We start from the raw sequence: 20,663 nt of genomic DNA on the forward strand, positions 1-20,663 counted from the left end.
ACGACTATTCAAGTCTTAGTACCCACAGCTTGATAACCCGCAACTTGGGTTAGTAATAATATGTACTAATAATATTCAATACAAATGTGAGCAATTTTGTGCATTATTGTAGAGGTGCGATCGGGTGATAATTACAAAAAGAGATGAGCGATCGCTTCAAATTAGTGGATTTATACCAACAAAATTACCAACGGCAGATTATGCTCATCAATAAAACATTCGTTTACGTTGATATTGCTACTAGATAGAACACTAGAGTATCACAATAATGTCTTGTATTAAATAGTAAATGTAAAAATGGCGTATTATGGTATTGGCAAGAATAATGAAAACAAAAGATTGAATCCCTTTTTTTAGTATTTACTGTATTATTATCCAAGTAAAACTCTCTATTTAAAGTACAAGATATGCCACCCAAGCTAGAAATCACGGATGAACGTAAAGAAGCTGCTGAAGCAGAAATTCGTGAAAAGCAAAAACCCGTTGATTATGATACAAAAGAGTATCCAGTCGAAATACTTGTTCAGAAATATATGGATGGGAAGGATGACGATACTAATGAGTTATTCATCCCAGATTACCAAAGAGAAATGGCTTGGGATGACACAAGGCAATCAAAGTTTATTGAGTCTGTACTTCTTGGGTTGCCAATACCTTATATCTTTGTTGCTGACATTCCTGATCAGGAAAATGAAGCGCGGTTAGAGATTATAGATGGAACACAACGCATCCGTACTCTAGTTAGATTTATTAATAACGAACTAATACTAGATAAATTGGATAAATTGAGGCAGCTAAATGGTTTTACCTTCGGTGATTTATCACTTGCTCGTCAGAGACGCTTTAAAAGGACTACCCTTCGGATGATCCAACTAACTGAAAAAGCAGATGAGGAAGTGCGAAGGGATATGTTTGAACGCATCAATACAGGTAGTGTTGTTCTCAACGATATGGAAAAGAGAAGAGGCATACAACGAGGGCCATTCCTTGTTCTGATTGAGGAACTATCAAAAAACACTAAATTTATGAAGTTATGCCCGTTTTCAGAAGCACTCATTCTCAGGCGTGAACCCCAGGAATTCGTGTTGCGTTTCTTCGCATACTTAAACAACTATAAAAATTTCGAGCGTCAAGTAAATGAATTTCTTAATGAATACTTAGAAAAGAACAATAATGATAAAATTGACACAGAAGGAATGAAAGCTGAATTTCAATCAATGTTAGATTTTGTAGAGCGATATTTCCCGAATGGATTTCGCAAAGGTAAAAAACATACCACAACTCCTCGCATTCGCTTCGAGGCAATTTCTGTAGGTGTTGCTCTTGCTTTAAGAGAAAAGAGTGAGTTTGAGCCAGTGTCAATGGAATGGCTGAATTCAGAACAATTTAAGGAGTACACCACATCTGATGCAAGTAACTCTAGACCCAAAGTAATTAGGCGTATTGAATATGTGCGTAATCAACTGCTAGGCAAATCATGACGGTTATATTATTCCAAGATTTTAACGAACGTACTAAAGAAGTAAGTAAGTATTTTATTTTTTTAAAGAGTTTAGAGCAAGGTTCTACTAAACTAAGTATGGAGGGTATTAATGGAAAAAATAAAATCAGGCGAGTTGATAGTGATCTAGAAAAAACATTGAAGGCAAGTTCTTTCTTGTTGCTTTATAACTTAGTGGAATCCACTATGCGGAATGCAATAGAAACGATTTTTGAAGAAATTCGGGGTAAAGGAATTTCCTTCGATCAAGTTAGACCTGAAATCAAAAAAATTGTACTTAGGAATCTTAAAAAGCGGAACTCTGATAAAATTATTTTGAGTATAACAGCAATTTCTCTTGATATTATTACTGCGGGGTTTGATAAAGAAGACCTTTTTTCAGGTAACATCGACGGAAGATTGATAAGGGAAATGGCAACTGATTACGGATTTTCACACATAACTGATTATGTGAAAACGGGAAATGGGAGCGATCTGTTAACTGTTAAGTCCAATAGGAACGATTTAGCGCATGGCATAAAGTCCTTTGCAGAGGTAGGACGAGACAAGAGTGCTGATGAACTATTAAAAATTAAAAAACAAGTAGTTATGTATTTGAGAGCAATACTACTAAACATTGAAACATATCTGGTTAACAAAGAATATTTAGACTCCTCTACAGGCAGTCCTTGAATTTTAATTTCATACCAAGTTGTAATCAAAGGTAGTATCTGTCATCGCACCCGGAAAACTGTCTCATTAATCCTAGCTACTACAACAGACTGCAACTTAGTATAAGTTTCTTTACCTAAGATAGTCCAGGATACTCTGTGCCACCACCTGAGCCAACTTTACAGGAACAGCATTCCCAATCAAACGTCCAACACGAGTAAATCTCACAGGGTCATCAGGTGCAACAAATTCGTAGTCATTTGGGAAAGTTTGCAACAATGCTGCCTCCCTAAGAGAAATTGCTCTATCTTGTTCAGGGTGTCCAAATCGACCGTTGCCAAAGCCAAAACATTGCGTGGTTATGGTTGGACTTGGAGTATCCCATTCCATTCGACCGTAGACTGCTGGATATGTCTTGCCACTATCTTTAAGATGACATTTTGCAACCAAATTTTCAGACCAATCTCGCCAAGTTCCTCCAGGTCTAGAAGAACGGATACGGCAAAGGTTTAGTTCTGAAAGTTTGCTACACCGATGAAGTCGGTCAGTTTTAGATGACTTACCTGCAACAAGAGGTTCTAGGTGATCAATCGTCTTTCTTACTGTTTCGTAATTTATCTTATTGTGGGTTGCGGGAATTAGATTGATTTTGCCAAACTTAGAGGCGAAAAAAACCAAGCGCTTGCGTGTTTGAGGGATACCATAGCGTAAGCAGTCAACTTCGTAGAATGCAACAAAATAGCCTAACTGCTCCAATTCAGTGATGAATTCTTGAAAAACTTTATGTAGTCTCAATTGAGGCACGTTTTCCATAGAAACAATTTCTGGATTGCACTCTCGCACGAGACGAGCAAAATCATATAGAAGCTTCCACTTTACCTCCTTGTCACTGTAAGAGGGTGTTTCAGAGTATCGTCTAGAATAGTTAGAAAATGGCTGACATGGTGCACATCCTGCTAAAACTTTAATGTCTCCTATGGGAAAATCTGCCGCTAAGTCTTTGCCAGAAACATCTTCTACGCTTCGGAGTATAAATCTTGCTTGGTTGTTGTGTTCAAACGGAAACTTACAAGCTGGGTCAATGTCATACCCGGCATTGACGGGTAAACCTGCTTGTTGGAAGCCGTATGTTAGCCCCCCAGCACCACAAAACAGGTCTACTGCGGAAATACCGGTCATTATCTACCTCTAAACAATTTATATAAATCAGTTAGCTAGCTTAACTTATCTAGAGCGCTATTTTTACACCCATGTTACGTCTCCTATACCTTTAATAAGAGTTACATCTGCACAATTTATCAAGAGTTATAAGAAGTATTTCTCAAACAAGACTCGTTTTACATAACTTGATTAGCCGCGTAGACGCGTAGCTTGTTTCCCGTGCGCATAGCGTCTCTGTACCCTTCGAGAAGCAAGCTACGCACAGCGTCCCTCTGGTGCAGACTTTAGTAGAGAAGGGAAGAAGAAGGGTAGTGGCTGGTTGCCAAATATTGTATGTGTATAAAATATATATAAACATTAATAATCCTTAATAGTATTAACTATTAAGGATTGTTAATATGAGCAAAAACTGCTCACAAACATGATTTTTCCTTAAAAATCATCGAGAAACTGACTAAGGCGACTGATTACGGGGTCAACCTCTTGAGGAGGGGTAGCAACAGTATAAGAAGTATTATTTACTACTTCTAATTGACTTGGAGACGGAATGAACGATCGATCGTTGACTATGAGCGCCAGTTGTGCAACTTGTTGAGAAAGTTGCAGTAGATGATGTTCCATCGCCTCCAAACGATTAGATCCCTTGGCAAAAAAACGTTCCTCAAGTCCAGCCACTTGACGTTGCAGTTCACCGATTTGTTGATCGATCGGTGTGTTTACTGCTGTTTGTGGAGCAGGTTGTACAGATTCCGGTACACATAAAGATTGCCACAAGGCTTCTTTACAGAGATCGCTGAAAGTCTTGTCTGGTTGTTTTTCCAAATAACTTTCTACTTGCGCTAACAAGCTTTCATCAGCAAGCTCTGGGTTGAACGTGACGGATTTAACTACCTTTTTTGACCATTGGAACATCAGCTTTATGCCCTAGCAGCGCGATTGGAGGATAATTGTGCCTCTCCATAAATATACTGCCCCAAAGCATTCGCCTGACGGGAAGGTGCTGCTAAATGAGCATTAATCTTTGCTTCTTTGAGTAGACGTTGAACGTCGTCCCAGAAGAACTCACCACCGCCGCCAGTGAGAATCACATCGGTGACGCGTTCTGGCAACCAGGCTAGCACACGGCTACAGATTTCGCGAGAAAACATCTCCGTAAGGTTGGGAAGAAAATCGTCTAGGTTGGTGGGCTTGCTAGCGCCTTTAGGACGGTAAAAGCGTTCACCTCTAGGTTTGTTTACAGCAGAAATCAACGCTAGAGATTGACTATCTGCTCCCTCGATTTCGGCAGACACCAATTCATAAAACTTATTCATCCCGAAGTCTTCGCTTTTAGAAGCACCTCTAGCAAAACGGAAATTATCTACCATCAAAAGATCGACGGTTTGATGACCAATATCAACGATCGCCACCGAGATTTTTGTAAAATCGGGACTACCAGGGTTTTTCTTGGGTTGAGCTTCAGACCATAACAAGCTACCGTAGCCTTCTGGCATGACCCATACCTTACTGACGTTCAGCGACACAGATTCGCCTCGGAAGTTCAACACATGAGGGCCACCAACTTGGCTAATCAACTGTGCTTTTTCCTTTTCAAATTGCTCTAAGGAAAGAAAAGGCAGACCTAGTACGACGGAGATATCATCTCTGAGTTTGAAGTAGCCAGCACTTGCTAACACTTTTACCAGTGCAGCCTCTACCTTAGATTGTCCGACTCCTAAATTCGCCCCAAAATCGGCTGCCAGTTGACCAACAGCATATCCATTTCCTTGATACTCCAGCCACAAATCCATTAAAGGGTCAGTAGCCCTGGCTTCAAAAACACCACCGCGTACTTGTTCGATTGACATCTGCTTGACGTTGGCAGGTACGAACACCACACTGCCAGGTTCACGACTCACACAAGTTTTTGTGGAAGTTCTGCCTAAATCAACACTGAGAATGGTTTTCCCTGGAACACCGCCTGGCTTGATACCGGCAGGAGGATTATTATTAACAGCATTGATAGGAGTTGATGCTAACGGCTGCCTATTCATGGGTATAGCAGCAGCATTTATGGGGGTAGCGGCGGAAGGTTGGTCTGTCATGAAAGCTCCTAGTTCAAACTTAACTGTAAAAAGTTGTCATGCTCATCTTACAAAAATGCGAGCAACCAGAAATTCTAGGTTGCGTCAAGTGTAGCTAGAAATACGCCAAAAATTAATTCTGGCAATACCTCTGGTAAGCTCTGCCAACGCACATCTAGTATTATTTGGCATAGTGTAGGCGAATTTTGGCCAGATGTAACCCCTGCTTTCACTGCTTTCAAATCAAAAGCGTCCGTGTTTCATTTTCTAGTGCGTCTTAACTGGCGCTTGAATATCCAGAAAGCAAATGCTAGAACCAAACCGCCAAGTACGATTTTAGATACAGGAGCAAGGTACTTGTCCACAAGTTCATACTGACTACCCAATATGTATCCTGAGTATGTTAACAAACCCACCCAAGCAGCGCTACCTAATGTTGTGTAAAACAAAAATGGTAGCAAAGGCATATTGCTAATACCTGCGGGAACAGAAATCAAGGTGCGGATTCCTGGCACCAGACGACCAATTAATACTGCTGTTTTACCTTGTCGGTCAAACCACTTTTTGGCCTTGGTGATATCTTTACTAGATATAGCCAGCCATTTGCCATACTTGTCAGCCCAAGTTTTTAAACGAGTTTCACCCAAGAACTTACCCGGATAGTACCAAATAAGTGCGCCCAATACAGAACCCAAAAGTCCTGCGAAAAATACACCAATAATATTCAGCTTTGCCCCTCCTGGTTGATATGGACTTGCTGTAAATCCAGCCAGTGGCATAATCAATTCTGAAGGAATGGGGGGAAAAAGGTTCTCTAAAAACATTAGTAGGGCAATTCCCCAATAGCCAAAATAGTTGATAGTATTAGTTATCCATTCAAGCATTGAGTCAATTCCTGAAATTGCTGGACTAGTCTTGTTGCTAAATTCAGCTTTAGCTTTTTTAAAGGGTAATTATCCCCGCTTGCTAGAGTCAAGTAATTTGATTACACTAAAAATTAGCAGCATAACTGAAAAACAGAGTAAGACAAGTGGAAGCTAGGGGTCTGTTTCATTAATGTTGAGAGTTATAAAAGTTCGTAAGTACCTCTAGCCCTTGAAATTGAACGATTTATCGCTCACTACAAACCTCACAAAATTAATGAAACGAACCACTAGGTTTTGTTTTCTAATTTTTTAGATCCCCCTTAGCCTGCTTTTAAAGGGGCTAGGAAGGATCTAAAGACTTGATGGCAAATTTAAAAACATACTCTGGGTTTTCTGCTGAAGTTGGGGCTGTGGGGCAGCACGGGGAGAGAAAGGAGAAAATTTCACCTTGTCCCTCTTATCCCCTTCATCCCCTCTTCTTTTAGACTGTGGGGGTCAAAGATTGTACCCTTGGTTCTGATTGCCAGTCTAAGGGATTCCAAACTCGATCTTCCAGCGCCATCTGCTCAATTAAACTTGCAAGCCTCAAGGCTTTGAGAGCTTGTTCGCCACCTACTGAAGGTTGATTGCCACCGTGTACGCAGTTGACAAAATGTTCTAATTCTGCACTTAGGGGTTGAATATTGCTGGTGTAGACTTTTTCAATTACACCGTCTTGCCTGTAAAGTACTTGTCGGTGGTCGGTGAGAGAATTGGCAGCCGTTTGGCGGTGAATCAAAATTTCATTCTTGAGAAAATCTGCCTCAGTAAATGAATTTTTGCAATGGGCGACAATGCGGCGAATTTTGCGGTGAGTGACTTTACTAGCAGTCAGAGTAGCAACAATACCATTGGCAAACCCCAAGGTGGCGGTTACGTAATCTAAATAACCAGAGTCTAAGGAGCGAGTACCACTAGCAGTCAATTTCGTGACTGGGGAAGCAGCTAATTCCAAAAGTAGGTCGATGTCATGGATCATTAAATCCAGCACAACTGAAACATCGTTTGCCCGATCTGAGTAAGGACTCATTCTGTGGGCTTCTAGCGCCAGTAATTCCTCTGTTTTTAGAACTTGGCTCAGTTCTTTAAAAGCTGGGTTAAAACGCTCAATATGACCTACTTGCAGAATACATCCAGACTCAGCTGCGGCATTTACTAAAGACTCTGCCTCAGAAATACTGGCTGCGATCGGTTTTTCAATCAAAACATGAATTCCCGCTAACAGACAGTTGATGCCCACGGCATAGTGCAGACGGGTGGGAACAGCTACACAAACTGCTTCCACAAGGGGTAGTAGATCGCAGTAATCTTCAAAAAAACGCACCTTGTAGTTGCTAGCAGTTTCTAACCCCCGCTCGACGTTAATATCTGCCACTCCGACTAGTTCAACATCTTTCATTGAACTCAGGACGCGAGCGTGGTGTTGTCCCATGTTACCCACTCCAATCACGCCTATGCGGATTGGTCGTGGCTGGTTGCGCTGTGTATATGGATTCGGTTCTGCCACTGACATGCTATTTTGCACTATTATTCTCTCCTCAACCACCAAATTTAGAGACGCTACGGCCGTTGGCGTTTATACTTGAAAGCCGGTTACGATCCGTCTAAAACCATCCAGATGGTAACATAGAGCCTATGTTTATGAAGAATTTCAAAGTTTGTGATCGGTTCCCGTAATCCAAATATCTTTTGTATAGATATTTCGAGTTTGCTTTGGATTTTGCACTTCTACAAAATATATGTATTTTTATTAACTTTAAAACTTTCAGTAAGACCTAAGTATAAATTCCCCTTGGCATTGCTTTCTGGCATCTTGTTAAGGTTTGATGCAGTAATTTGAAATCCAAAATTTGCAACCGAGATGAAAGCTGTAATTCTGTTATCTGGGGGATTGGACTCTTCCACTATTCTGTACAAAGCTCAAGCTGATGGCTGTGAATGTCATGCTATTTCCTTTGATTACCAGCAGCGACATCGACGAGAGTTACAGTCAGCACTCAGTGTCGCTCAAAAAGCTGCGATCGCAAAACATCAGGTAGTTAATTTTGACTTACGACAATGGGGCGGTTCGGCCCTTACTGATAATGCCATTGATTTACCCCAGGAGCGATCGCTAGATGAAATGTCTCAAAATATTCCTGTCACATACGTTCCGGCTCGTAATACCATCTTTTTAAGCTTTGCTCTTGGTTTTGCCGAAGCGATCGCAGCAGAGCGTGTCTATATCGGTGTTAATGCCCTAGATTACTCAGGATATCCTGATTGTCGCCCCGACTATATCCAAGCAATGCAGGAAGTTTTTCGCTTGGGAACCAAACAAGGGCGTGAGGGACAACCAATTAATATTGTTGCACCCCTAATAAACTTGAAAAAAACCGAAATCATCCAACTGGGGAACCAATTGGGAGTTCCTTGGGAACTAACTTGGTCTTGCTATGCAGGTGGAGATGTCGCCTGTGGTGTGTGTGATTCTTGTCGCTTGCGGCTAGCAGCTTTTGCCGAATTGGGACTTGTTGATCCACTGGCGTATGCACAGTAGAGACATTTGTCATTGGTCATTAGTCATTAGTTATTACCCCCTGCCCCTTTGCTCCCCTGCTCCCCTGCTCCCCTGCTCCCCTGCTCCTCTGCTCTCCCCTCTTCCTCTACCCGTCGCAGTTGAATTTGATGCAGGCGTGGGCCAACAATTGATACCACGGTGAATTCGAGATTTTGATAACAAAATATTTCGCCTTTGGCAGGAATTTTCTGTAACTCATACAGCAAAAAGCCCCCTAGTGTTTGATATTCTCTGGTCAGGGGCAAATTGAGATGCAAAACTTCGTTGAGGTTTTCAAGGTTGATTTGTGCTTGCACCAAAAATTTTTGCTCACCTAACATCTGAATCAGTAAATCTTCACTGCTTTCAAGGTCGCTGGGGTCGCCAATAATTTCGGCAATGACATCTTTGATTGTCACTAGTCCCACAGTACCGCCAAATTCATTCACTACCATGACCATAGCGGGTTTCTCTTGCTGCATCATGGGCAAAAGTTCACTCAAGGGCGTGTGTTCTGGAACAAACCGGGCGGGACGCATCCAAGGTTGGATCTGTGTCTCTAAACTGAGGTTTCCGACTGCCAAGGGTTGTGCCAAATCTTTAAAATAAACAATGCCGCGAACATCGTCTAAAGATTCACCAATCACAGGATAGCGCGAGTAACCAGTAGAAGCCATTTCCCTGAGTAATGTCTGGAAGCTAGCATCTTTTGGCAGTGTGATAATACTGGTGCGCGGGATCATCACATCTTGCGCCATGACATCCCCAAACTCGAAGACATTATTGAGCAATTCTCGCTCTGCACGCTGTAACCCAGTAGACCCCCATTCTGTAGAGATGATCAGTTGCAATTCTTCGGGAGTTACAGGCGGTCGCCAGCCTTGACCTGTGTATTGGATGCCAAAAATTCGTAATAAAAAACGAGTTGATTGGTTAAGAATCCAGATGAAGGGGCCAAAAAAACGCACGATCGCTTTTACCGGAGGCCCCAAAAACCTTGCTAGCTGTTCTGAGTACAGCATAGCCAAGGATTTGGGACATAATTCTCCGATCACAATTTGCAAATAAGCAATCAAGAAAAAGGCGATAGGAATTGATAGGGAATGGGCGAGGAAGGTAGTCATCCCACTGGGTAAAGGCCAGGATCTTAACCAGGCATTCACCAGTACAACAATCGTACTTTCGCCAATCCATCCCAGTGCCAAACTAGAGAGGGTAATGCCTAACTGGGTGGTAGATAGTAGTCGGTCAATACTGCGTTGTAACATTTCTACAGCGATCGCTGGAATATCCCCAGCCTTAACTAGCTGGTGAATACGCGATCGTCGCACGCTCACCATCGAAAATTCCGCCGTCACAAAAAAGGCATTTATGGCAATCAGTAGTAGCACTGATAACAACCGCAGCGCCACTTCTATCAAACTTAAATTAGGAAAACCACTCACCACCAAAGCTCGTGTAAAACTCACGCCCTCCATTTAGGGGGAATAGGGAATAGGGAATGGAGAGTGCTGAGTGCTGAGTGCTGAGTGCTGAGTTGTGAATCTCACTTATTTACTTGGAACTCAGAACTGTTTCGCCCAATGCTCAATGCCCAATGCCCAATGCCCAATGCCCTTTCTACCTTTCTACAGGAATATTCGATGCCTCTAGCTTCAATTGTTGAGCGGGATAATCAGTCAGAGCAAGTGAGATTTTCTTGACATCATCAAGTAAAGCTGTAGGAATGCTCACTGTACCTGAAAATGCTGGTCCATTTACAGGCAATTCTGTTGGTAAACCCTCTGTACTAGCACTCAGGGTTCGTCCTTTGTCATCGGTAACATCTAAAAAACTATACAAGAAGCGCACAGAATCCTTACCTTTGTTCTGCATTTTCACTTTTAGTAGTAAATCACCACCAGAGTAGCGAGCAGATTGTACAGTCATTGTTACACCCTGACTTTGGGCAGTAACCGGAAAACCTGGTAGGGGCTTTTCTTCAACTACTTCTGGGGGTTTTTCCTCTGGCTTCTGCTTGCTGCTATTGGTTTCTTCATCATCTTCCTCTGGCTTTTCCGATTTAGCGGCTTTAGTCTTACCCTCAATTCGCGCCTTGACTATTTTCAGAATTTCTTCCTCTTTTAATAGCACTAGCCCTCCCTGTTGAGAGCTATTTGCCTTATTGCTGGCAAATTTGGTTGTAGGACGCCCATCTGGTGTAGTCACGCCTTTAAGTGCTGAACTCCCCAGGTCAAAGCCCAAAAACGCGCTCACAGAACCTGCTCCCATCATCAGAATTAACAAAATCAAAGTAAGAAGTACAGTAGAATTTATTTTCATCGCTGACAAGCTATCACAATAGAATGCTGGTCTATTTAAGAATAGTGAAGCTTTTGACCTCAATCCTTAAAGGAACTTAATCAATATTAGTTTGCACTATATCTATGATCAAATTATGTAGTATAAAAATCTAATAAACTATTGTCCAGTATTCACACGTGGTAAATTTGTGCTATATTCATGGAATTGGCTAAACTCAGTGCGTGAGGTATTTTTCTCACTCTAAAATTAGCAAATCAGGTTGACCTAAGAGTTTAAGTAATTTGCTCGTAGCAACCCACAACCCAAAAACAAGCGCCTTTGGCCGATTGGGGAGGCAACGAACTCATAATTCGTCTTCAGGCTGGTTCGATTCCAGCAGGGCGCACTGAGATCATCAAAAACTAGTAATAGAAAGGCATGGGGCACTTGTACTGAGTGACTTGCCTTGACTTGTGCCCAGCATTTCGACTTACTTCGGCTACGCTCAGGATAAGCTCTGTACAAGTCGCTTGATGGAACCGGAGCCGAGGTACTGAAGTCGAAATGAGTGTTGGCGCAGCTTCTCCAAGAGTTGTATTGGAGTTAAGGGAGAGGTGAGGGGTGACAGGTGACAGGTGAGAGGGAATAATCTTTACCCTGTAAGCTGTACCTTTATTACCTTCTTTACTCTCCACTACCCAATCTTACCGAGATGGTAAAGTTTCAAACCGGAATTCAGTTCCTACTTTAAGTTTGTTGCTATAGCGAGGAGAGACGAGCAGCGATGTGTCATAAGGATTTGGTAAATCAGGAGTACGAATATAAGGATCGTTGCCAACTTGCTGAGTCAGGACATCATGATATAAAGTATTAATCAAATTAGCATCACGGGCAATTTCATTTTCTGGGAAGGAACCACCAAAACCAAAACCAAATCCTAGAAATGAGTCTAGCTGACGCTTGAGGCTGCCATTTTCGTAGAAATTGCGATCGTGACGAAAATAGGCTCGTTCAAATACATCATTCGTAGTTTCAGAATTAGGTGTTGCCGTTTGGGCAGATGCAATAGAGGGAAAAGCAATACCAGCAGCAAGCAGCACCAATAAACCACCAAAGGTTTTAAATTTTATACGCACGTTTCTGACTCCTCAACTTTTGCTTTAGGCGAATCTTAATTTATGCTGAAGTTCAGAACTCTGATGAGTTCAACCTTTGGTGTAGCACAACTTTTAATGTTTTGTAATGACGTATCCTACTGAAACTCTTACCCACTCAGATATTTGGGCAACCACTTCTGATTTGACTACTTTACGCCACAAGCTACTAGATTTATTTTGCCAACTTGCTTATCAAGAGGGTGATTTTCTCCTATCTTCTGGTCTGCATAGTTCTTATTACGTCAATAAGACGCAGGTAACACTCCATCCCCAAGGTGCTTTAGCAGTCGGACGATTACTATTTCCTTTATTACCTATAGATACACAGGCTGTAGGTGGTTTAACAATGGGAGCTGATCCAATTGTGACAGCAGTAAGTATAGTTTCTGTTTATCAAAACCGCCCAATACCAGCGCTGATTATTCGCAAGGAAGCCAAGGGTTATGGGACAAGAGCTTATATAGAAGGCCCCAGTTTATCAGAGGGCGCAAAAGTAGTAGTTTTGGAAGATGTAGTAACAACTGGGCAATCTGCTCTAAAAGCGGTTGAGCGTCTTAAGGATGCAGGTTATACCGTAAATCAAGTAATTTCACTGGTAGATCGACAACAAGGGGGAGGTGAGTTGTACCAGTCAGCTGGGTTGAAGTTTGAAACTTTGTTTTCGATTCAGGAAGTTCAAGAACGCTACCGACAACTTGCAAATTCATGAACAAAAGGAGATAAATATGCAAGCAACAGTATCCACAGAACTAACACAAGAAAAAGTCGATAAAGCTGTGAGCGCAATTCTTGAAGTACTAGGAAAGCCAGAAAATGATTTACACCACAAAGCGTTAACAGCTTTTCAGGGTGGCGATCATCAAACTGTAAAGAGACTGGCATCTACCAACTTGAATGATTATTATTGCAAAGCTTTGGGATATCTGGGAGGAGCGCTGAAGCTGACTCCAAACACCGATACTATCTTGGCGGAATCGGCTCGTAGTGCAGCTGAATTTGTCAAAGAAAAAGCATTGCAGCACCTTGGTATTAAGATCGCTGATGCCTTGAATTAATCAATGCAATGAGCTTGCGCGATCGCTCTAAATAAATTACACAAACCCTCCTGAAAAACTTTTCAAGAGGGTTTGTGTAATTACCTATTGTGGTCATTTAAAAGTCATTGCTAAGAAACATTGTACTTACTTTTACTGACTTCCTGTAGTAACAAAAGATGGATTACTTCACCAGTAAAGTGAGGGTGAACGCTGTTTGACCAGAAGGTGTTAAGTCAAGGGTGAATAGGAGTTACAGAAGCCCAGTTAAAGGCGGCATTGGGAGTTCCAGCCAATCCGCCAAATACCAGGCGATCGCAGTCAGCGTTCACCCAGACCTGATTTTAAAGCCACGGCGACAAAGTTAGGAGTTACAGAAGCCCAGTTAAAAGCGGCATTGGGAGTTCCACCTCATCCTCCTGGCGATGGCGGAGCCTCTCCCCAAGAAAATCGTCCTAATCAACCATAGAACACGCGGTAGGGGCGCAAGGCCTTGCGCCCCTACGACAGACAGGTAAGGTTTTATCCCCTTTACCCTTTTCCCTTTCCCCCAAAACCCAACAAGTATTGGGTGTGGTTCAAATACATGAAAGATGCTGTACATATAGTGTGAGATTATTTGATTTTTTCTTTCACCAGAACTACTACAATTACTATTGATGCTAGATAATGGGAAGGCTTTGACATTTTCTTGCCAATCTAGCCCGGAAACAATAACTAAGACTTATGCGAACTCACTATTGCGGCGAACTCCGAAAAGAACATATTGGAGAAACTGTTACCTTTTACGGATGGGTAGACCGTCGCCGCGATCATGGTGGTGTGATATTTTTAGATTTACGCGATCGCTCTGGAACTGTCCAAATCGTCAGCGATCCGCAACGCACCCCAGATTCTTACGAATATGCGAACGCCCTGCGAAATGAATATGTTGTCGAAATCACTGGTAGGGTAACACAACGTCCCGAAGAATCGTTGAATACCCGCATCCCCACAGGCGAGGTAGAAATCTACGCCGATAAAATTGAACTACTCAATGCTGTTCGCAAACAGTTACCTTTCCAAGTTTCTGTAGCTGACACCGAAACAGTACGAGAAGACTTACGGCTGAAATATCGTTATTTGGATTTACGACGCGAACGTATGGCGCAAAATTTGCAACTGCGTCATCAAATTGTCAAAGCCATGCGTCGTTATCTAGAAGATTTGGAAGGTTTTATCGAAGTCGAAACCCCAATTCTTACCCGTTCTACCCCAGAAGGAGCGCGGGATTATGTTCTACCCAGTCGCGTCAATCCTGGTGAGTGGTATGCTTTGCCGCAATCACCCCAACTATTTAAACAATTGCTGATGGTATCTGGCTTAGATAGATATTATCAGATTGCCCGTTGCTTTCGTGATGAAGATTTACGCGCCGACAGACAACCAGAATTCACGCAGTTGGACATGGAAATGAGCTTCATGTCCCAAGAAGAAATTATCGAACTAAATGAGAATTTAATTTGCCATATCTACAAAACAGTTAAAGGCATTGAGTTACAACGCCCTTTCCCGCGTCTCACTTATGCTGAGGGGATGGAACGCTACGGTAGTGATAAACCCGATACACGCTATGGTTTGGAATTAGTTGATGTCTCAGATATCGTGAAAGATTCTGGTTTCAAAGTCTTTCGGGATACTGTTACCAATGGTGGTATCGTCAAAATCCTCCCCATTCCCAACGGGAACGATGTAATTTCTAATGTCCGCATTAAACCAGGCGGCGACTTATTTAAAGAAGCCAGCGAAGCCGGTGCTAAAGGTTTAGCTTATATCCGCGTCAGGGATGATGGCGAAATTGATACCATTGGGGCAATTAAAGACAACTTAAGCGAAGAACAAAAACAAGAAATTTTGCGCCGTACAGGTGCAAAAGCTGGACATTTGCTGTTGTTTGGGGCAGGGGAAGCTGCTACAGTTAATAAAACATTAGATAGATTACGACAAGCGATCGCTAGAGAATTTGATTTAATCAATGCCGAAAAAATTAACTTACTCTGGATTACTGATTTCCCGATGTTCGAGTGGAACGCTGACGAAAAACGTCTAGAAGCACTACATCACCCGTTTACAGCACCACATCCTGATGATTTGAGCGACTTAAAGACTGCACGCGCCCAAGCTTACGACTTAATACTCAACGGCGTCGAAGTTGGCGGCGGAAGTCTACGGATTTATCAGCGAGAAATTCAACAGCAAGTGTTTGAAGCGATTGGGTTATCTCCTGAAGAAGCACAAAGTAAATTTGGCTTTCTCTTAGAAGCATTTGAATATGGTACACCGCCGCATGGTGGCATAGCCTACGGTTTAGATCGTTTGGTAATGTTGTTAGCTGGAGAAGAATCGATTCGGGATGTCATTGCTTTTCCGAAGACACAACAAGCACGTTGTTTGTTGACAGATGCGCCTTCGAGTGTAGATGCTAAACAGTTGAAAGAATTACACGTTGCTTCGACTTATAAACCAAAGTCTTAGAGGATGTTTGAAGAGGATTCAGGAGGCAGGAGAAACCCATCTTTAAAAACATGGGATTTTAGCTAGGACGCTTTGTATCGAGCGGAAAGTGCCGCGAGATACAATTCTTTTTTTTAGTGGGCAAATGACCCAGAGTAAAGTTTTTACTTCTGCCTCCTGCCTTTCTTTGTAAAATTTTATGCCAATCGTCTCACCATAATCCGAATGATCACAAGATAAATAAACGTTTCGGCAGTTTTAAGAAGTAGTTCATAGTCTTTATTTACAGCAATTTTCATGTATTTGAACCACACCCAATGTTTGTCGGGTTTTAGGGGAAAGGGAAAAGGTTAAAGGGGAAAAAATCTTATATATCGAGCCTTCCACTCCTTTTACCCTTATCCTTTTCCCTTTAACCGAGTAGGGGCGCAAGGCCTTGCGCCCCTACCGCGTGGTCTATTTACCTGAAAATAGCTGTAATTGCCGACAGCAAAAAAGCCAAACCAAGGTGCGCTCTATCACCCAGTGTTTTGGAAGCAAAACAAAACCTTTGCGCTCTTTGAGTTGGAGTAGTACTTGTATAATCCAACGGCAATTTTGATTATTTTAATATTCAAAACTCAGTGACAACGTTAACAGAGCAACAATTAAGAAAACGGAATATTTCCCAGTTGCTAAAGACTTTTGAAAAGCTTCACTATCAAGAAAAGCAAGTGGGTCACAAGCTACTAATCTTCCTGAAGTTAAGATTAATTCCCCAAGATAATGGGTTGTAAATGTAATATCCCTAATTGAACTAGATAGTTTTTCACCTCTTAAAGCTTTATAAAAATTAATAGTATCACTTTTTGTATAAGGTTTGAAATAATATTGTAGCACAAGCTTAGTTTAAACCCTTGCAATGCTTAACTGCTTGATAGAACCTGTTGTATTTGATGAAGTTTGGAATGCAAAGAATATTTGCATTTAATCTGATTTATTCATTGGCTCTGATTGCAATTTGCTAGAATTACTATAGTTTTTATTTCTGAAATCTAGAAGAAATCTAGCATTTTATTATGATTATGCGCATTCCCACAATTGCTGCGGCCTTTGTCGCGGCTAGTCTTAGTATAGGTACACTTTTGAGTATTGCTGCCCCAGCTTCGGCTCAAGAGATAATAACTTGTTCAAGCCAAAATAATCGAAGAAATACTTGTTCGGTAAATGCAAGAGGTAGAGTGAGGCTTGTTAGGCAATTGTCTAACACCAGTTGTAGAGGAAATTGGGGCTATCGGAGAAATCGTATTTGGGTGAAAAATGGTTGCCGAGCTGAGTTTTCAGTTGGCGATCGCAGAAACGGCAGATATGACAGATACGACAGAAACGATAGATATGACAGATATGACAGAAACGATAGATATGACAGATATGACAGATATGACAGAAACGATAGATATGACAGATAGGAAACTGGGTATTGCATCAATTTGGGATTGACTAATAAAAAAATACTCAACTACTTCTTGTGAGGTGGGCTTCTCGCCATTAGCGTCAACTTCAGGCAGATGCCCTGTCAAGTATTCTTTGCGTATCTTGCTAATGCGATCGCTTTTCCTTTTGTAGAAAAGCGATCGCAGTGCTTATTTTAAGTCGCGGATAAGATAAAGAAGTAACATCGCTCCTCACACACAAGTAGCAATGACCTCAACCCTGCGGAAATTTCCCCGTCTCAATGCTCCGACGCTGCACAAGTTGCCCAATGGTTTGACAATCATTGCCGAGCAAATGCCAGTTGAAGCCGTAAACCTCAACTTATGGATAAAAGTTGGCTCTGCTGTTGAACCTGATGCCATTAACGGCATGGCTCACTTTTTAGAACACATGATTTTTAAAGGAACAGAACGACTGGCAAGCGGCGAGTTTGAACGTCGAATTGAAGAGCGGGGTGCTGTTACCAATGCCGCTACGAGCCAAGATTATACTCATTACTATATAACTACTGCCCCCAAAGACTTTGCCGAGCTTGCGCCACTACAAATAGATGTAGTATCGAATGCGAGTATTCCTGATGATGCCTTTGAACGTGAACGATTGGTAGTTTTAGAAGAAATTAGGCGTTCAGAGGATAATCCTCAGCGGCGTACATATCGGCGGGCGATGGAGACAGCCTTCGAGCGTCTACCCTATCGCCGTGCGGTATTGGGGCCAGAATCGGTGATTGCCGGACTTAAACCCCAGCAGATGCGAGACTTTCATACTAATTGGTATCAACCCCAGTCAATTACGGCTGTGGCTGTGGGCAATTTGCCCGTGGAAGAATTAATTTCAACTGTCGCCGAAGGATTTACAAAAGCCACTAAAACTCATCACTCCCCACTTCCTACTCCCCACTCCCCCCTGAATCCTGAGTCACCATTTACAGAAATTGTTCGTCGAGAATTTATCGATGAAAGTCTGCAACAAGCAAGGCTAGTAATGGTTTGGCGGGTTCCAGGAATGGCTCAGTTAGATCGTACCTATGGATTAGATGTTTTAGCAGGAATTTTGGGACACGGACGGACATCAAGACTGGTGAGGGATTTACGGGAGGAACGGGGATTAGTTTCTTCAATTTCTGTGAGCAACATGAGCAACGAGTTGCAAGGGATATTTTATATTTCAGCTAAATGTGCAGTAGAAAATTTAGCAGTTGTAGAAGATGCGATCGCTCAACACATTAGCAAACTCCAAACAGAGTTGGTAACAGAATCAGAAATTGCCCGTGTGCGGCGGCGAGTAGCTAACAGATATGTTTTTAGTAACGAAACTCCAAGCGATCGCTCTGGATTGTATGGTTATTATCAATCTTTGGTGGGAGATTTGGAACCTGCCTTTAACTACCCAGCGATAATTCAGAGCCAAGATGCAACAGACTTGATGCAAGCAGCCAAAGAGTATCTATCTTCTAATGCTTATGGTGTAGTTTTTGTCAAGCCGTAAATCAAAAATTGGGAATAGGGCATTGGGCATTGGTAATTAATCAATAATTAATTATTCCTCCCCTGCTCCCCCGGTTACTGAGTTTACGGTGAGCGCAGTCGAAGTATGCTCCCTCATCCCCCACTCCCCAATTTAATCATGTGGACTCAAATCGACACCCATATTAGCCAGGTGACTGGCGAAAAATTTCAGAGTCAGCAACGGCGATCGGTTGGTGGCGGGTGCATCAACCAAGGTTATGCTGTCTCTAATGGTGAGATAACCTACTTCGTCAAACAAAACCTTGCATCCCAAGTTGCAATGTTTGAAGCTGAGGCGTTAGGTTTAAAGGAAATGCTAGCAACAGCTAGTATTCGCGTCCCCAAACCAATTTGCTGGGGTACTGCTGATAATTCTAGCTACATCGTCCTGGAATGGTTGGAACTTGGTAGCGGTAACAGCAATTCGTGGTTAGAAATGGGACGCAAGTTAGCAGCGATGCACAAAGCTAGCAGCAGTCAAGGTTTTGGTTGGAAAATTAACAATACCATTGGTTCCACACCTCAAATTAATACTTGGACAGCAGACTGGACAGAATTTTATATTAAACATCGCCTGGGTTATCAATTTCAGTTGGCAAGGCGACGGGGAGGTAATTTTCCCAAACAAGACAAGTTACTGGCAGCTATCCCTGAACTATTGGCGGATCATCAAGTGCAACCTTCCTTAGTACATGGCGATTTATGGGGTGGAAATGCTGGGTGTACTGCGTCGGGAGAACCAGTGATATTTGATCCAGCAACTTATTTTGCAGATAGAGAAGTTGATATCGCAATGACCGAATTATTTGGTGGTTTCCCCGCAGCGTTTTATAAGGGTTACAACGAGGTGTTTCCGTTAGATGCAGGTTATGAGCAAAGAAAAACGCTCTATAACCTTTATCACATTTTGAATCACTTCAATTTATTTGGGGGCAGTTACGATTCGCAAGCCAATAGGATGATTGACCAGATTTTACGATAATGGATGCGGATTAAATAAAGTGCAAAACTAGTGACACGGCGTCGCGGAAAGTGCCACGAGACACAAGGGAGTCAGTGCAGTCTTGGGGCTTTGCCCCAAGCATCTGGCGGCATCCTTACTTCAATCCCACGTTTAAAAACGTGGGATCCTTTCTGCCTCCTGCCTTTTGAATTTGTCCTGTTGTCACAGACTCGATTGCGAGATTGATGGTACTTTATTTTTGCACAAACTCCTTTATCCCAATGGCATACAAGCTATGACACTCAATTTATATTTACTGCGACATGGAGAAACTACTTTTAGTCAAAGTGGTAATTTCTGCGGTGAAACTGATGCAGAGTTGACAACAGAGGGAATGCAGATGGCATCCGCTTTTGCCGATGTTTATCAACAATTGAAGTGGGAAGGGGTTTATGTTAGCCCGATGAAGCGCACAATTGCAACTGCCAAGCCATTTTGTGATGCTATCGGTATGGATATGCAGTTGCGTGAGGGACTTAGAGAAGGTAGTTACGGCGAATGGGAAACTAAGAGTAAATCGTTTGTCCAAGAGAATTACGCAGAAAACTATGTAAAATGGTTGACAGAACCTGCTTGGAATGCACCCATTGCTGGAGAAACTGCGGTAGATATTGCTAACCGTTCTATGCCTGTAATTGCTGAGATTCAAGAAAAACATCCCCAAGGTAACGTTTTAGTAGTTTCTCATAAAGCAACGATTCGGATTATGCTTTGCAGTTTACTGGGAATTGATTTGGGACGCTATCGCTATCGGGTGAATATTTTGGTCGCGTCGGTAAGTATGGTTAAATTTGACGTTAATGGCCCTTTGTTAGAAATATTAGGCGATCGCCATCATATACCCAATCATATTCGCTCTCGTCCGGGAACATAATAGTCTCTTAGGGACTTG

Annotated in this window: 20 protein-coding genes, 1 tRNA gene and 1 pseudogene; 12 read left to right on the forward strand and 10 right to left on the reverse strand. The window is 42.3% G+C overall.

Annotation, left to right across the window (positions count from 1 at the left end; translation table 11 throughout):
- Positions 1-407 precede the first annotated feature (407 nt).
- Positions 408-1,481 (forward strand): DUF262 domain-containing protein, encoded by a 1,074-nt coding sequence (locus RMY16_RS24985; RefSeq protein ID WP_322738617.1) that lies wholly within the window; start codon positions 408-410, stop codon positions 1,479-1,481.
- Positions 1,478-2,173: an MAE_28990/MAE_18760 family HEPN-like nuclease gene (locus RMY16_RS24990; protein WP_322738618.1), complete on the forward strand. Its 696-nt coding sequence runs from the start codon at positions 1,478-1,480 to the stop codon at positions 2,171-2,173. Before RMY16_RS24985 ends, RMY16_RS24990 begins: the two co-directional genes overlap by 4 nt.
- 111 nt (positions 2,174-2,284) lie before the next feature.
- Here RMY16_RS24990 and RMY16_RS24995 read toward each other — a convergent pair whose 3' ends face one another.
- The 6 genes from RMY16_RS24995 to RMY16_RS25020 all read right to left on the reverse strand — a co-directional run bounded on the left by RMY16_RS24995 (position 2,285) and on the right by RMY16_RS25020 (position 7,806).
- Positions 2,285-3,331 (reverse strand): DNA cytosine methyltransferase, encoded by a 1,047-nt coding sequence (locus tag RMY16_RS24995; protein ID WP_322738619.1) that lies wholly within the window; start codon positions 3,329-3,331, stop codon positions 2,285-2,287.
- Between the two features lie 414 nt (positions 3,332-3,745).
- On the reverse strand, positions 3,746-4,225 hold the full coding sequence (locus tag RMY16_RS25000) for a plasmid segregation centromere-binding protein ParR (protein ID WP_194042537.1): 480 nt from the start codon (positions 4,223-4,225) through the stop codon (positions 3,746-3,748).
- A 5-nt stretch (positions 4,226-4,230) separates the two neighbouring features.
- Positions 4,231-5,397, reverse strand: a complete 1,167-nt coding sequence (locus RMY16_RS25005) for a ParM/StbA family protein (RefSeq protein ID WP_292865177.1) — start codon at positions 5,395-5,397, stop codon at positions 4,231-4,233.
- 74 nt (positions 5,398-5,471) lie between these two features.
- Positions 5,472-5,609, reverse strand: a complete 138-nt coding sequence (locus RMY16_RS25010; protein WP_322738621.1) for a hypothetical protein — start codon at positions 5,607-5,609, stop codon at positions 5,472-5,474.
- 27 nt (positions 5,610-5,636) lie between these two features.
- Positions 5,637-6,260, reverse strand: coding sequence for a DedA family protein (locus RMY16_RS25015; protein WP_322738622.1), 624 nt, complete (start codon positions 6,258-6,260; stop codon positions 5,637-5,639).
- 463 nt (positions 6,261-6,723) lie between these two features.
- The gene (locus RMY16_RS25020) at positions 6,724-7,806 is read right to left on the reverse strand and encodes a Gfo/Idh/MocA family oxidoreductase (protein WP_322666521.1); all 1,083 of its coding nucleotides are present in this window, start codon (positions 7,804-7,806) and stop codon (positions 6,724-6,726) included.
- A gap of 336 nt (positions 7,807-8,142) precedes the next feature.
- Between RMY16_RS25020 and queC the strand changes: the two genes are divergently transcribed.
- Entirely contained in the window at positions 8,143-8,820 is a 678-nt protein-coding gene (gene queC / locus RMY16_RS25025) for a 7-cyano-7-deazaguanine synthase QueC (RefSeq protein ID WP_322666519.1), read from the forward strand.
- A gap of 26 nt (positions 8,821-8,846) precedes the next feature.
- On the opposite strand, the gene RMY16_RS25030 is transcribed toward queC, so the two are convergent.
- Both RMY16_RS25030 and RMY16_RS25035 read right to left on the reverse strand, forming a co-directional pair.
- Complete coding sequence (locus tag RMY16_RS25030) at positions 8,847-10,298, reverse strand: hemolysin family protein (protein WP_322738623.1); 1,452 nt, start codon at positions 10,296-10,298, stop codon at positions 8,847-8,849.
- 142 nt (positions 10,299-10,440) lie between these two features.
- Complete coding sequence (locus RMY16_RS25035; protein ID WP_322738624.1) at positions 10,441-11,142, reverse strand: hypothetical protein; 702 nt, start codon at positions 11,140-11,142, stop codon at positions 10,441-10,443.
- A gap of 294 nt (positions 11,143-11,436) precedes the next feature.
- On the opposite strand from RMY16_RS25035, the gene RMY16_RS25040 reads away from it, so the two are divergent.
- Positions 11,437-11,509 (forward strand) — tRNA-Ile (locus tag RMY16_RS25040).
- A 298-nt stretch (positions 11,510-11,807) separates the two neighbouring features.
- On the opposite strand, the gene RMY16_RS25045 is transcribed toward RMY16_RS25040, so the two are convergent.
- Positions 11,808-12,239: a hypothetical protein gene (locus RMY16_RS25045; RefSeq protein ID WP_322738625.1), complete on the reverse strand. Its 432-nt coding sequence runs from the start codon at positions 12,237-12,239 to the stop codon at positions 11,808-11,810.
- A gap of 106 nt (positions 12,240-12,345) precedes the next feature.
- Between RMY16_RS25045 and pyrE the strand changes: the two genes are divergently transcribed.
- The 3 genes from pyrE to aspS all read left to right on the forward strand — a co-directional run bounded on the left by pyrE (position 12,346) and on the right by aspS (position 15,808).
- Positions 12,346-12,969: an orotate phosphoribosyltransferase gene (gene pyrE / locus RMY16_RS25050; protein ID WP_322738626.1), complete on the forward strand. Its 624-nt coding sequence runs from the start codon at positions 12,346-12,348 to the stop codon at positions 12,967-12,969.
- A gap of 16 nt (positions 12,970-12,985) precedes the next feature.
- Positions 12,986-13,315: a hypothetical protein gene (locus tag RMY16_RS25055; protein ID WP_322666513.1), complete on the forward strand. Its 330-nt coding sequence runs from the start codon at positions 12,986-12,988 to the stop codon at positions 13,313-13,315.
- 705 nt (positions 13,316-14,020) lie between these two features.
- Positions 14,021-15,808, forward strand: coding sequence for an aspartate--tRNA ligase (gene aspS / locus RMY16_RS25060; RefSeq protein ID WP_322738627.1), 1,788 nt, complete (start codon positions 14,021-14,023; stop codon positions 15,806-15,808).
- A gap of 585 nt (positions 15,809-16,393) precedes the next feature.
- Here aspS and RMY16_RS25065 read toward each other — a convergent pair.
- Positions 16,394-16,666, reverse strand: coding sequence for a hypothetical protein (locus tag RMY16_RS25065; protein ID WP_322738628.1), 273 nt, complete (start codon positions 16,664-16,666; stop codon positions 16,394-16,396).
- A 185-nt stretch (positions 16,667-16,851) separates the two neighbouring features.
- Here RMY16_RS25065 and RMY16_RS33150 point away from each other — a divergent pair.
- From RMY16_RS33150 to RMY16_RS25085, 5 genes and pseudogenes are all read left to right on the forward strand, one after another.
- Positions 16,852-17,079, forward strand: a pseudogene (locus RMY16_RS33150) (DUF3011 domain-containing protein); the annotation flags it as partial.
- A gap of 7 nt (positions 17,080-17,086) precedes the next feature.
- A complete protein-coding gene (locus tag RMY16_RS25070; RefSeq protein WP_322738629.1) occupies positions 17,087-17,266 on the forward strand; it encodes a hypothetical protein in 180 nt (59 codons plus the stop codon).
- 201 nt (positions 17,267-17,467) lie between these two features.
- Positions 17,468-18,748, forward strand: coding sequence for a pitrilysin family protein (locus RMY16_RS25075; RefSeq protein WP_322738630.1), 1,281 nt, complete (start codon positions 17,468-17,470; stop codon positions 18,746-18,748).
- 138 nt (positions 18,749-18,886) lie between these two features.
- Entirely contained in the window at positions 18,887-19,750 is an 864-nt protein-coding gene (locus RMY16_RS25080; RefSeq protein WP_322738631.1) for a fructosamine kinase family protein, read from the forward strand.
- A gap of 256 nt (positions 19,751-20,006) precedes the next feature.
- On the forward strand, positions 20,007-20,645 hold the full coding sequence (locus RMY16_RS25085; RefSeq protein WP_322738632.1) for a histidine phosphatase family protein: 639 nt from the start codon (positions 20,007-20,009) through the stop codon (positions 20,643-20,645).
- Positions 20,646-20,663: the final 18 nt, after the last annotated feature.

It is taken from the genome of Nostoc sp. DedQUE12b (assembly GCF_034530835.1).
Classification (GTDB): Bacteria; Cyanobacteriota; Cyanobacteriia; order Cyanobacteriales; family Nostocaceae; genus Nostoc.

Coding starts and splice junctions, on each gene's coding strand:
- RMY16_RS24985 (WP_322738617.1), top strand. CDS start 408: ATGCCACCCAAGCTAGAAATCACGGATGAACGTAAAGAAGCTGCTGAA.
- RMY16_RS24990 (WP_322738618.1), top strand. CDS start 1,478: ATGACGGTTATATTATTCCAAGATTTTAACGAACGTACTAAAGAAGTA.
- RMY16_RS24995 (WP_322738619.1), bottom strand. CDS start 3,331: ATGACCGGTATTTCCGCAGTAGACCTGTTTTGTGGTGCTGGGGGGCTA.
- RMY16_RS25000 (WP_194042537.1), bottom strand. CDS start 4,225: ATGTTCCAATGGTCAAAAAAGGTAGTTAAATCCGTCACGTTCAACCCA.
- RMY16_RS25005 (WP_292865177.1), bottom strand. CDS start 5,397: ATGACAGACCAACCTTCCGCCGCTACCCCCATAAATGCTGCTGCTATA.
- RMY16_RS25015 (WP_322738622.1), bottom strand. CDS start 6,260: ATGCTTGAATGGATAACTAATACTATCAACTATTTTGGCTATTGGGGA.
- queC (WP_322666519.1), top strand. CDS start 8,143: ATGAAAGCTGTAATTCTGTTATCTGGGGGATTGGACTCTTCCACTATT.
- RMY16_RS25030 (WP_322738623.1), bottom strand. CDS start 10,298: ATGGAGGGCGTGAGTTTTACACGAGCTTTGGTGGTGAGTGGTTTTCCT.
- RMY16_RS25035 (WP_322738624.1), bottom strand. CDS start 11,142: ATGAAAATAAATTCTACTGTACTTCTTACTTTGATTTTGTTAATTCTG.
- pyrE (WP_322738626.1), top strand. CDS start 12,346: ATGACGTATCCTACTGAAACTCTTACCCACTCAGATATTTGGGCAACC.
- RMY16_RS25055 (WP_322666513.1), top strand. CDS start 12,986: ATGCAAGCAACAGTATCCACAGAACTAACACAAGAAAAAGTCGATAAA.
- aspS (WP_322738627.1), top strand. CDS start 14,021: ATGCGAACTCACTATTGCGGCGAACTCCGAAAAGAACATATTGGAGAA.
- RMY16_RS25070 (WP_322738629.1), top strand. CDS start 17,087: ATGGTTGCCGAGCTGAGTTTTCAGTTGGCGATCGCAGAAACGGCAGAT.
- RMY16_RS25075 (WP_322738630.1), top strand. CDS start 17,468: ATGACCTCAACCCTGCGGAAATTTCCCCGTCTCAATGCTCCGACGCTG.
- RMY16_RS25080 (WP_322738631.1), top strand. CDS start 18,887: ATGTGGACTCAAATCGACACCCATATTAGCCAGGTGACTGGCGAAAAA.
- RMY16_RS25085 (WP_322738632.1), top strand. CDS start 20,007: ATGACACTCAATTTATATTTACTGCGACATGGAGAAACTACTTTTAGT.